The following is a 13,349-nucleotide window of genomic DNA, read 5'->3' as shown; positions in this document are numbered from 1 at the left end:
ACAGTATTCGTAGGGTGCGTCGCCTAGGAAAAATCCCTAAAAAAAGAGCAACAATCTGACGGCGACGCACCTTATCCTTATCCTATTTGTGGGAGTCGTGCCACACATTTTTTGAACAGAGTTAAATAGAGGGTTATTTGCTCACGCGATGTGTAAGGTGCGTCGCTATGAGATTGCCGATTAAGTTGAAGGATTTTTAGTGGCGACGCACCCTACGAATACTCACGCGATGTGTAAGGTGCGTCGCTATGAGATTGCCGATTAAGTTGAAGGATTTTTAGTGGCGACGCACCCTACGAATACTGATCAATCATCTAGTAAGGTGCGTCGCTATGAGATTGCCGATTAAGTTGAAGGATTTTTAGTGGCGACGCACCCTACGAATACTGATCAATCATCTAGTAAGGTGCGTCGCTATGAGATTGCCGATTAAGTTGAAGGATTTTTAGTGGCGACGCACCCTACGAATACTGATCAATCATCTAGTAAGGTGCGTCGCTATGAGATTGCCGATTAAGTTGAAGGATTTTTAGTGGCGACGCACCCTACGAATACTGATCAATCATCTAGTAAGGTGCGTCGCTATGAGATTGCCGATTAAGTTGAAGGATTTTTAGTGGCGACGCACCCTACGAATACTCAGTTAAATTGAGGGTTGTTTTGCCACAAGATGTGTAAGGTGCGTCATCATTAGATTGCCGATTAAGTTGAGGAATTTTTAGTAGTGACGCACCCTACTGATACTAATGACAAATGACTAATGACAAATGACTAATGACTAATGACTAATGACTAATGACCAATGACTAATCTCGCTCTTTGGGAGTTTGTTTATGTTGAGAAAAAACTCGCCAGTGATTGAGATCAACAAACAACTGTTCTTCTTGATTTTTATCTGACATATTAACTAGATTGTATTGAACATTTTCTCCATAAATAGTTAGAGCTATCTGGCAAACTTCTAAAAAATTAATTAGCCATTGAGATTCAGCAGCCGAATTATCTTGATAGTAAGCAATTAATCGAGCCAAACAAAGTTCTAAGTAGCTTTGGGAATAGGGCGAAATTAAAATTATTTTTAGGATTAAGATTGCTAGGGTTAAAGGATTTAGGTAAGCGGCAAAAATTAAGAATAAGGCTGTGGGTTCGCCGGAATTTTCCACAGTCAAACTTTTGATTAAATAGTTGCAAGTTCTGAGCTGCAAGCTGGTGTTTAAAGTCTCTTTGTCATTTTCGGAATTAAAATTATCTAAGCTATTAATGAGTTTTTGGTGATAAATATCAGAAGTATAAAATTTATCATCGTAATAACATAAATACTTCATCAGAGATTCCTTAAACTGCTTGTAGGTAATATTTTCAATCTGCTTGATAAATATATTGGCTAAGCTGCGATAGTTCAAGGAGCCTCGATTGACCAAAATTATTTTGATTAAACGCAGGGCTTGATCTCCTAGAAGTGTGGGATTATAATAATTTTTAAATTTGAATGAGGCCGACTGAGAGCGAGATGTATACATTGCTAGGTCAAACTTGTACTTGTCTTTTAGCTGCTGCGACAACAGTCTGGCTGTTTGACGTTCTTCGGGGGTGTTTTTTGTGTCTAGATATTGAGCAGCTAGCAAATAAGGCTGATAGCGAGAAGTCCAGTTATTTTTTACTGGCTGGTACTCGCCGTGTTTGAATACAGATAACTTGAGGTCTTCATAGTCTTGGCTGTTGACGAAGTTTGTCAGCCACACTCTCAGTATTTTGAGAGTGTTGTCCGGGCGGGGTTCGCTGAGGGTTCTTTCGCTAATGATTTTAATTAAGTCGCGAGCAAACTGGTATTTTCTCTGAGTTATCCAATTATTTAATAAGATGTAACAACAGCGTTTAAATAGGTTATTAAATTCAAGTTGACTGTCAAACTCAATTATTTTTTCTAAAGCTTGAATTAGTTTCGGGTTAGCTGGAGGACTCAGTTCGATAAATATTTTTTTAAATTGCTGCAAAACTACTTCGGATGCCGAGTTGTTGATGTGATGTATAAAAAATTTGTAAATTATATCTTGGGCTGCGAAAACAGTCAGCTCGGATTTTTTTGATTGAGCTGTTGGTTGAGGCGCGAGATCCTCGGGGAATATATTGTTGGTGAGTTCGGGTAGAATTTTTGACTCTTGTGTTTCGGATTGAGAGGAAACGTCCTGAGATGGCATAGCGTCCTCGCTCAGATGATCGATACACTATTATAGCGATCGTCGCTGATTTGCAGCTAATAATTTAGTATTTGACTTGATTTTTGGGTGGCGACAGTTAACCCCCCCGATCGCCCTTTTGGTAAGTTGCGATCGAGGGGGTCAACTATTGTACCATTTTCGATTTTCGATTTTCGATTTTCGATTGAAGAATTTGGTATGACTAATGACCTAGGAGTTTTGGGCTGATCTACAGTTGGATTCTTTGGGGAAACTGGTGTTATTTGTCAAGTATCTGAGGGTATCAAGCAGGGTTAGCTTGAGCTCGTCTTTGTAGCAGGCGGGCGATTTCCGCTTTTTCTACAAGCCCGACGAGGACGCCGTTTTCGCGAATTACGGGGAGCTCTTGGACTTTGAGTTGTTCGAGGAGGGTGACGACTTCGAGGAGGGATAGTTCAGGTTTGACGGTGGTGGAAAATTCGATCGGCTTCAGGAGTTCTTTGACCAAAACTTGGGGCCAGGTTCCGGTAGGAATGGTTTTGAGGTCATCTAGGTCGATCGCCCCTACCAATTGTCCCGCATCGTCGGTAACTAGGAAGCGGCGCCAGGTTTGAGTGCTACCGATGACGTAGTTGTTAGCAAATTCTCTGAGGGATAAGTTTTCTGGGACGATCGGGCTTTCGGCGGTAACAGCATCTGCGGCTGTCAGCCCTGCGAGTTCATTTTGAACTGTGGCATACTGTGCAGACTGACCGGCATTTTGCAGCAAGAACCAACCGATTACTAAATTCCAAATATTGCCAAAGATGCCTGTAGCAATGGCAATCCAGCCGATGATTTGACCGACGCGACTAGCAAAAATTACGCCTTTGTAAGGGTTGCCGGTAATCTTCCAGACGATCGCTTTGAGGATGTTACCACCATCGAGGGGTAAACCGGGAATTAAGTTAAATAAGGCTAAAGCTAGGTTGATGGAAGCTAAAAGTTGGACGATGGCTGCTGCTGGGCCTGTGAGGGCTGCACCGACGCCAATAACAGTTAACAAACCGGCCAAAAAGAAGCTGACTAACGGGCCTGCGATGGCGACCCAAAATGCTTCGGCTGGGGTTTTCGATTCTCTTTCTAAATTAGCCAGTCCGCCAAACAGAAACAGCGAAATCGATTTCACGCCAATTCCCTGTTTGATAGCTACCCAACTGTGTCCTAATTCGTGGGCTAAGACGGAAGCAAATAACAGTAATGCTGTGAACAATCCCAGCAGCCACGGCGCTACGGGGCCTAATGCGGGAAACAAGGCTGCTAGTGCGCCGCCGTATTGCCAAGTTACTAAACCAAGAACTAGGAACCAAGAAGCGTTGACAAAAAATGGAATTCCAAACAGGTTGCCGACGCGAAATGTATTATTCATAATGGCTACCTCTGATATTATGGTGGATAGTTTTGCTTTCTCTGTTTCCTTATCGTAACGAAATGTAACTGAGATGTTAATGCTTCAATGAGGGTGGTATCCGTCTGTGGAGGTTCGGTTTGCGGAATAATCACCGTCGAGTCAGGTTCGTAGTGAGGACTTCAGTCCGCATTCATGAAGGACTAGGTTCGTAGTGAGGACTTCAGTCCGCATTCATGAAGGACTAGGTTCGTAGTGAGGACTTCAGTCCGCATTCATGAAAGACTAGGTTCGTAGTGAGAACTTCAGTCCGCATTCATGAAAGACTAGGTTCGTAGTGAGGACTTCAGTCCGCATTCATGAAGGACTAAAGTCCTTACTACGAACCTAAATTTGGTCAATTATCGATCGCATCTTCACCCAGCGGCCGAGTGTAGCGCTTCAATTCATCAATCAATCGAGTATCGTTAGAAGCTGTTCTCGCACCCGCTTCGGCCGCCCACTGTTTCAAATCCTCAATTTGCGATCGCGCGATCACAGCCAATGGTACAGTATCCTCGATCGACCTCAAAACATCCTCCGTCGTCAAATCTCGGCGCTGTCCGTTAACAAAAGTGCCAAAAGCCCGGTACAATCCATCAATCACAACTTGCTCGATTTCGGCACCGCTAAAATTCTCAGCACACTTCGCCAAAATCTCCAAATCAAAATCGCGCAATCTAGTTGGCCGCAAACGCTGCAAATGCACCTTAAAAATATCTTGTCTTTCCGATTCCGAGGGCAAATTCAAAAAGAAAATCTCATCAAACCTGCCCTTTCTGAGCAACTCAGCGGGCAAAATCCGCACGTTATTTGCGGTGGCGACGATAAACACCGGGCTAGTTTTTTCCTGCATCCAAGTGATCAAACTGCCGAATACCCGGCGCGAAGTTCCCGAATCGCCGTCGCCGCCGCTGATAATGTTGCCGAAGGCTTTATCTATTTCATCGATCCACAAGACGCAAGGTGCGATCGCCTCTGCTAATTGTATCATTTGCCGGACGCGGCTTTCGCTTTCCCCGACAATGCCGCCAAACAATCGCCCAGTATCCAAGCGCAGCAGCGGCAAACGCCATTCGCAAGCAATAGTTTTCGCCGATAAAGATTTGCCTGTTCCTTGAATTCCTACTAACAAAACGCCTTTAGGATTGGGTATTCCGTAGCGGCGCGCCTCGTCAGTAAAAGCATCTTGCCGCATCTTTACCCACTGCTTCAAATTCTCCAATCCGCCGACACTTTTTAAGGATTCTCGGGAGTTGCAAAACTCCAAAATTCCCGTTTGGCGAATTGCTTGTTGTTTTTCCTCCAAAACTCCGTCAATATCTGACTCGTTAATTTGCTGTTTGGCTGCCAAAGCTTTAGCTAAAACGCGCCCGATGCGAGCGCGACTCAAACCTTGACAAGCTTTAACTAATTGTTCCTTTGCTAAACCGCTAACTTGCAACTGTTCCGGCTTTTCCACAACATGGGAAATTAAATGATTAATTTCTTGGACGTTGGGTAAAGGGAAATCAATTACTGTTATTTCTTCTTTTAATTCTTCTGGCAATTCCAGCGTGTGAGACGTGAGAACGATCGTTTTTTTGCTGCGCTTCAATTCCCTGGTTAAATTCCGCAATTCCCGGATTACCGGGGCATTTCTTTCTGTGTACGGGGCTCTCAAAATTGGGTGCAAATCCCGCAGTACAAATATGGTATATTCTTCGACAGCGGTCTTGCCGATGCGATCGAGTGCCGCCATTACGGAACCTTTACCAGAACCGTTATCTTCCCAGCCGCGCACGATATCCCAGAACAATACTCGGCGCGCGGGTGTTACTTGCAGCGCTACTTGGGCAATTACGGCTTCGACTGGTTCTTCTTCTGCGCCGACAATGTACAGCAGCGAATAGCGGGCGCGAATCATCAAATCTAGTCGTTTTATTAGTGCCTCGAAAGGGTTATTATTGCCCTTGACGGCATCGAATTCTCTAGGCTGTGGGTATTTTTCTGTCATTTCATTTGATATCTTATATGTAAATTAAACTTTGTTAAATATTTGGTTTGTAGTCAGGACTTTAGTTTTTCTTAAGTATTTAATCGTAGTCAAGGATTGTAGTGAGGACTTTAGTCCTTCTAAATTATTTAAACGGACTAAAGTCCGTACTACGAACTAATTTTGAAATTAGAGCGAGTTCAAGGTTTGTAGTGAGGACTTTAGTCCTTCTAAATTATTTAAACGGACTAATTTTGAAATTAGAGCGAGTTCAAGGTTTGTAGTGAGGACTTTAGTCCTTCTAAATTATTTAAACGGACTAAAGTCCGTACTACGAACGAACCTTAAAATTATAACAAAATCGGGATAATTTGGCTACTTAGCAACTTTTCTGGCTTGTTTCACCATATCAATCAGAGTATGGTGGGCATCTTCGGCGTCTGCTAAAGTGCGATCGAACTTTACTCTGACAGGTACTGTTTCGCCGTTGACTTGAGCGGTTAAATCCATACCGTCGGCATCAATCGCGAGCATTTGAGCGGATGTTGCGTCGGGTTGGCCGCCGTAGGCTTGAGCGTACAAAACTATGGCGCTAGCGTGATCGTCGTTCATGTGAGTGCAGATGCGATCGCTAATTTCGGTCGAAAATTGGTCTGACATGGGGATTCCTCATATGCAATACTGCGATCGATTGTACTGCGATTTGCTCGATCGGAGAGAAACATAGATTCGCGACGAATAGAATTCGCACGTCAAACAAACAAAGTGAAGTAGGGTGCGTCAGCTACGAAAATTTTCGCTAAAAAATCACAATCTCACAACTGACGCACTCCGGCAGTAAATGGTGCGTCAGTTGTGAGATTTTCAGTAATGATTGAGAACAACCAAACTGACGCACCCTACCGCTGATGTAATATGTGCCGAATCAAACCCAAAACATCAGTGAAGTAGGGTGCGTCAGCTACGAAAATTTTCGCTAAAAAATCACAATCTCACAACTGACGCACTCCGGCAGTAAATGGTGCGTCAGTTGTGAGATTTTCAGTAATGATTGAGAACAACCAAACTGACGCACCCTACCGCTGGTTTTGCCTGTATAGACGCGAATAGAATTCGCCCAGTCTTTTAAACCCACATTGTGATCTAACTAAAAGATTTATCGTCAAACGGTAATTCATTAAACAGCGAATCAATTTCAGACTCTGCAACAGCTTCTGAATTCGCCGCCGACGCCACTGAATTCACCTTTGCTCGCGAATCAAGATTAGACTCTGCAACAGGCTCAGACTTCGCAACTGATGACTTGGTTGAATTCACCTTGGCTGCGGGTAATTTAGCCACAGGTTCCACAACAGCAGGCTGGGATTTGTCCAACTTAATTATCGGTAACTCCCCGCCATTTTCCCCATTTTTGCTGGTTTGATTCCACATCATCATTCCCAGCAAACCGTCAACCAAACCGCCGCCGCTACCGTTACCGCTAACTGCAACATCCGGCACAACTCGCACGTTGCGATCGCCTATAATTTGCATTAACTGCAAAGCCGTATAACCGGAACCGCCCAAAGCGATAACACCCGCGCGATAAGCTTCAGCTTGAGCATTTCCCTTCACCCGAATCGACTCAGCCTCGCCTTGAGCTTGTTTTACCTGAGAATTCGCTTTTAACTCAGCAATTTTCACGCCTTGTTCGGATTTTACCATCTCTTGCTGAATCTCAGCTAAAGCAGTTTCTCTGACCAATTGTTGTCGCTGAGTTTGTGCTATTTGCTGCACTTCATACGTCTTGCATTGTTCTTGGGCAATTTTGCGATCGGTTTGAGTTTGCATCAACTCTGCGGGCGGCAAAATATCCCCGATCAAAGTATCAATTGCTTGCACGTCGTAGGTGCGTAAAGCAGCTTTGATATACTCGGCGGCTTCCGCTTGTCTCCCGCTGCGGGCGGAGAGAAAGTCTAAGACTGAATAGGCTTGAGCGGAATTGCGGAAATAATTGCCGATTGTCGGTTGCAAAACGTGGTCTACTAAATTCTGCATCGAACCGACGCGAGAGATGACTTTCGGAGCATCCAAAGCTCCGACGTGAATGATTTGAGCTACTTCTAAGTCGAAGGCAAAACCGTCTTGAGAACGCACTGTTAAAGATGAAAGTTTAGAGTCGTAACTGTGCCGTTCTGTTTTACCAGACCAGTTCAATACAATATTAGTAGTCGGTACTAATTCTACTTTTAAAATGCGAGTGTTCAGCGGATGTTTTCCTGGATAAAGAGGTGTCACCCACACGCCTTTGTTGCCGACATTTACTAAGTTTCCGTGGGTGAAAGCTGCGCCACTGACATCTTCTGAGGTTTTGCCGACATAGGAAATCACGGCGCCCACATAGCCGATCGGGATTTCGGTCATCGCCACCTGGTCAACCCCGACAAACCAAGGGTTTAAGTTCCAGGAACCGGACAGCAGAACCTGTTCCTGCAAGCCGCGCCGCCCGCCGCCGCTGATAAATTTTTGGGCGTTTTGGAAGTTGTCGTGATTCGGAATAATCGGGCCGGCAATTTCGCCATCTTGAATCGGAACGCCGTCATAGGTTGTCACAATTCCTACTTTGTCCGGGGCAATTTTGTAGAGCTTTAAGTGTTCGGCAGTCATTCCGTGTTTGGGAGCATTAGCTGCTGTAATTACGGTAAATAATGCCGTGTTAATTCGATAGCTGCCGCCCGTCAAGATTCCGAGTTGCCGACCTTTTTCGCCGCCTGCTTTCAGGAATTTGCGAGCATCTTGAAAATTGTCGCATTCTGTGTATTTACCGAGAATTCGCTGCGGCGGAATCGACTCGCCACCTGCTGCGATAATCAGGGCAATTTCACCTTGGGGAACGATTGTTAAAGATTCTTTGCGGACGTTGTATTGCAAAGGCCAATAACCCCAATGCCAACCGGGGGGTAATGTATCAGCTTGATATCCAGCTTCTCCGTTTAAGGCAATTAAATCTCCTGGGGGTAAAGACTTGCCGTTGAAGCTAAACTTTTTACTGACAATGCCAACTTCGCGATCGCCAATTACGACTAATCCGCCAAAAAATAACGGTAGCACTAGAATAACGATCATACCGCCGATCGCGATCGGGATAACTCCACCCCCATCAAGCTGCATTGTCTGCACGGGAACAGTCGTGCGTAACTGCCCTAGCTGCGAGCTATAATCGGGTTTTGCGGCTAGTTGGGTGGAGGTTTTAGTTGCAGGGGGGATATCGCCAGCAGCTAATACCGGCGAGGGTTTCAAACTGGTTGTTACACTAAGAGCTAAAGACGCCGAAACAGCGGCTGCTAACTGTTTTAAAACTCGGACTTTGACTTGAGACTTGGGCAAAAGTGAATAAAGCATTTTTTTGATAAGAGCTAATTTGTCCTATTAGCTCTAGCTTAACCCCGATCGAAAGTTTTGAGCTAAAACTTAAGCTCTTATTTTTCATTAATTGCAGTCATAATAGTCATACTTATCCGTAAAGATACTTACTTAAAAACTCAAAAACCATCAACGTTAATCTGCGTACGCCTGCGGTTACAAACTCCCCTAGTTATTTTTTTTATGCAGCCTGGAAGTAACAGCTATCAATTATTTAAGAATCCCAACTCGCTTTATACCCAGGAATTCCTTATTTGACTCCACAGCTTAGATTTTAGAAGCCAAGACAGGTTTCCCAGTCAAGATAACCTGTTCGATAATGTCAGCGGCGCGCTTAACTCCGCCCGATCGCGCGTTAGCGAAGCCCTCGCAGAGGATCGCCCCTTGCATCTGGATCGCCCTTTGTTTGTAAGACTCTTTTGTCAGCACTGTCTCAATTGTCGATCGCAGTTTAGCAACACTCAACTCCTTCAGAGAAACCACCTCGCCAACACCAGTATAAGCAATCCGCGCCGCCACTCCCGGCTGATCGTTAGCAACAGGGATAGCCACTAATGGTACTCCATTGCTCAATGATTCTAGAGTTGTATTCATCCCCGCATGAGTAATGGTAAGAGTTGCTTTTTGCAGCAGTTCTAATTGCGGTGCATAACCAACAACGATCGGATTTCCCGGCAATTTCGGCAAAGATTGTGGACTAGCACCACCACCGAGATCGATGACCAATTGAGCATCTAACCCTTCACAAGCAGAGGCGATGATTTGAAAAACTTCTAGCAAGCGATTTTGAATAGTTCCCATTGAGGCATAAATCAATGGTTTACCAGTTAATTGTTCAAAATCGAAAGGTACTGATTTGCGTAGCGCCGGATTGTGATAAGGCCCAGTGAAATGGAAATGTGGGGGTAAATTTTGCCGGGGAAACTCAAATTCAGGCGGTTGCTGACTGATTTGAGCGAGTTTAGAGTAATAATCGTTAGGGTGAGAGTAAAGAGGTAATTTCCACTTTTTTCGAGATTCTGCGATCGTTTCTCTAATCGGTTTTGCAAGCATTTCGACTAGCAAAAAGCCAATTCGATTGCGCCAGCGTCCTTGCCATGTTGGACTGTATTGCCAAGTCGTGAAAATTGGAGGAATGTTAGGATCGCGATTCAAAAGTAACCCACCGCAAACAGTTATAAAAGCAATGTTAAGAATATCTGCGACTGTTCCTCCTTCGAGTGAATATTGGTCTACAAGCAAAGCTTCTACACCTGCCTTTTCAATAGTGGGTGGAGCCTCTCTGAGAATAGCAGCCGAAGTTTTGGGTACATTTTTAAGATTGTATTGCAACGCATTAAGTCCGCTGAGTTTTCCCATTTCGGTTAAGATTTTTGTACTGGCACCGAGGGGAAATTCATCTTCAGCTAATGGCTGAAATTCTAATCCGCTGGCTAGAGTTTTGGCTTCAGCATCGAGAAAGCCAAATACTGTCACTCGATGACCTCGGTGTAGGAGTTCGTTGCCCAAAGTTGTCATGGCGTTGAGGTGACCGGTGGATGCTGGACAGATAATGCCGAAGTGGGTCATTAGTCAAGGCTCTTGTGAGTTGTTTTTTGTAATATTATATAGTTAGGAAGATATTTTGTTAAGTATGCAACGTATTTTTAAGCTTAAATTTTGCTAAAATCAGTCGATTGTTAATAATAATACTGATGTATACCTTTCCAGAAACCGGATTTTTCATCCTCAATTGTGCTTGAAACCATTAATCTAGGTTCAAAAATCAGGTTTGTTTTGGGCGCGAGTGCCTAAGTCCTCAATGAGTTGAATCTACACCCGGTGTCGATCGACAGAAACCCAGTTTTTTAACGATTTTAAAGGCTAAGAACCAATATTCCCGTCAAAAAACCAGGTTTCCGCGTCCAGGAATATCTAGACAAACTGGCCAGTGGGATTTGTTCGCACGCGGCGAATCCCAATCACCGCCGGCATGGGCGAACGACGGCGATCGTTCTCAATATTGCTCGGCCACAAACTCCCCCGCGCCACAGTCCGAGTTTGATTAAAAACAGCACCGTTTAAGTCCAACATTTCAATTTGTCGGCGCAATACAGTACCATCATCGATCGGGCAATCTTCCCCCGGATGCTGCACCGCAAGCAACAGCGTATCTCCGACAAAAGTCGGCCCCGTCATTTCGCAGCGGTTTGGGCCATGAGCAAACGGAATTACAGTTCCCGCATTCGGCCCGGAAGTCGGAATGTAAAAGAGCCAATTGTTGCCGAAAACACCGGTAAAGTCCGAGACATTTCCAGTCTTAGTGTGGTCGATCGCATTTGCCTTACCAACAGAACCGACATCAAAACCGTTGTGTGTAGAAGTAGACATATCAGTGACACCCCAAATATTGCCTTGAGGGTCAAAAACCAAATTGTCAACACTAGCAAATCCCGAACCAGCTACGGAACCAGCTTCTCCACCTTGGGCCAAACGCTGCCAGCGGAAATTTAAACCAGCACCATCGGGACTGTCTTCAATTATTTTGTAAATTCCTCCCGACTGTTGAGTGCTATTGAGGGCGCTGCCGTATTTAGCAACAGTAAAAATCCGAGAATCAGGATAACCATCACTTCCCGGTGCGCCGTCAGTATAGGCAATGAAAACTTCCTTAGTAGTAGGATTAACTTCCAAATCTTCCGGCCGCGCTGTCGGAGTACCACCAATTAAATTAGCAGCAAGAAAGGCATCAACTAAAACCGCACCTTGGCTGCTGTAGAAATTAGCCAGAGTTTTATTTTTGTAGCCGGGAAGTGCTGTTAATTCATTAGTTGTATCTACTACAAAGGAACCGCCGTCTTCGGTTTGACCAGCAATTCCGGCGCGTTTTGGCAAGCGAGTATTTCCATCTCTTTGAGCTTTGCCAAAACTTGCCAATTCGGCCTCGCCCATTTTTTTAGGGCTCACCGGATTTGTCTGGGCATTGATTGTCAGGGGCAGCCACCTGCCCGCACCATTGCGGTTGTATTGGGCGACGTACAAAACGCCGTCTTCTAATAAGCGGCTGTTGGTTTTATCTGCGGGATTTGTGATATTGCCGTTGCTGACAAATTTCCAGGTGTGTCCGCCGCGCCGATCGTCCCCCATGTACACTACTAACTTGCGTCCCGCTTCGGCGCGAAAGGCGACGTTTTCGTGGCGGAAACGGCCTAAAGCTGTGTGTTTGCGGGGGCGGAAGTTGGGGTCTTGGGGATCGACTTCTACCATCCAGCCGTATTTTTCGCCGACTAAACCGAATTCCTCACCGGTAGTGCCCTTGGCGTAGCTGGTTTGGCCGCCGTTGGGTTTGACGTTTTCCTGAACTCCCACGAAGAATAGTTCGCTACCTTGGAAATTTTCTTCAGCGGAGAGGATTGTGCCCCACGGGGTGGTGCCACCGGAACAGTTGTATGCTGTGCCGATGATGCGGTTGCCGAGTCCGTCGCTGTTGACTGCTGCGAAGACTTGGGTAGCTGCGGGGCCTGTCCCTGTGAGGTAGTTGTTGTCGCCTCTTCTGGTTCCCCAAGAGGTGACATCTTTGTATTTGTCGCTGCGCTGGCTGTTGATTCCGAGGCCTGAAAGTCCGTGAATGCGTCGGTTGAGGGGGTCGCGGGCGATCGCCCGAAAGCGTCCGTCAGCTTGTTTGGTGATGCGGACGATGGAACCACCGAGATTGTACAGGAATTCGCCGAGGGTATCGCGATTTTTTACGGATAAGTCTATACCGAGGACGGCGCGATCGCTCGCTGGAAAAGACGCCACATCCGCCGGGGCTTCGGGTGCGATTTTCGACATCGGGAAAGATACGTACTCGTGGTTAACCCACAGATAGCCGTCGTCATTGCTGCCGCGCAGGCCTACGAAGCCTGTATAGTCGTTGTTATAGCCGAAATAGTCTGCCAAATCGGGGAAAACGCGATCGCCCCAGCGGAGAATCACGTAACGTTCGTATTCCGGCGGCACAACCACATCATCAACCACGTTGTAGCTGGTTAATTTAGTATCTGGCGAGGCTGCCATTACAGTCCCCTGTCCGTTCACAGCCGTAGGCATGAAACTCGACAGTTCTCGATAAATTGGCAGCGGGTGGGGAAGTCTTAAAGGAGTGAAAGATGTTGGAACTACAGCTTTGGCATCGCTGGAATTGATGCCGAACAATGATTGAGTTAGTTTAGGAGCAAGCACGGTGGTAGCTGCACTGCTACCGAAGAAAATTAGCAGTTGTCGGCGAGTTATTTTAGACATAAATTCCTTTTCAACCCAACATCCCTAGTCAGACGAGTCTCTATAGAAATTTACTACTCTTAAATTAAGGATAGTTAAACTTTTGGTTAATTAAATTAGGGGAATA

At 45.5% G+C, this 13,349-nt stretch carries 7 protein-coding genes; all 7 read right to left on the bottom strand.

Annotated elements, in window-relative coordinates:
* Positions 1–806 precede the first annotated feature (806 nt).
* Complete coding sequence (locus tag QZW47_RS04760) at positions 807–2,198, bottom strand: hypothetical protein (protein WP_293124557.1); 1,392 nt, start codon at positions 2,196–2,198, stop codon at positions 807–809.
* Positions 2,199–2,481: 283 nt separating this feature from the next.
* Positions 2,482–3,585, bottom strand: a complete 1,104-nt coding sequence (locus QZW47_RS04755; protein ID WP_293124555.1) for a site-2 protease family protein — start codon at positions 3,583–3,585, stop codon at positions 2,482–2,484.
* Positions 3,586–3,961: 376 nt separating this feature from the next.
* A complete protein-coding gene (locus QZW47_RS04750) occupies positions 3,962–5,599 on the bottom strand; it encodes an AAA family ATPase (RefSeq protein ID WP_293124553.1) in 1,638 nt (545 codons plus the stop codon).
* Between the two features lie 354 nt (positions 5,600–5,953).
* Positions 5,954–6,238 carry a DUF2470 domain-containing protein gene (locus tag QZW47_RS04745; protein WP_293124551.1) on the bottom strand — a complete coding sequence of 95 codons (285 nt, stop codon included), beginning with the start codon at positions 6,236–6,238 and terminating at the stop codon, positions 5,954–5,956.
* Positions 6,239–6,721: 483 nt separating this feature from the next.
* On the bottom strand, positions 6,722–8,959 hold the full coding sequence (locus tag QZW47_RS04740) for an SPFH domain-containing protein (RefSeq protein ID WP_293124549.1): 2,238 nt from the start codon (positions 8,957–8,959) through the stop codon (positions 6,722–6,724).
* Between the two features lie 288 nt (positions 8,960–9,247).
* Positions 9,248–10,549, bottom strand: a complete 1,302-nt coding sequence (locus QZW47_RS04735; RefSeq protein ID WP_293124547.1) for a glycosyltransferase — start codon at positions 10,547–10,549, stop codon at positions 9,248–9,250.
* 345 nt (positions 10,550–10,894) lie between these two features.
* Complete coding sequence (locus QZW47_RS04730) at positions 10,895–13,243, bottom strand: PhoX family phosphatase (RefSeq protein ID WP_293124545.1); 2,349 nt, start codon at positions 13,241–13,243, stop codon at positions 10,895–10,897.
* Positions 13,244–13,349 lie beyond the last annotated feature (106 nt).

Source organism: Microcoleus sp. bin38.metabat.b11b12b14.051, from assembly GCF_013299165.1.
Taxonomy (GTDB): Bacteria; Cyanobacteriota; Cyanobacteriia; order Cyanobacteriales; family Microcoleaceae; genus Microcoleus.
This window is presented reverse-complemented; position numbering and strand designations above follow the sequence as displayed.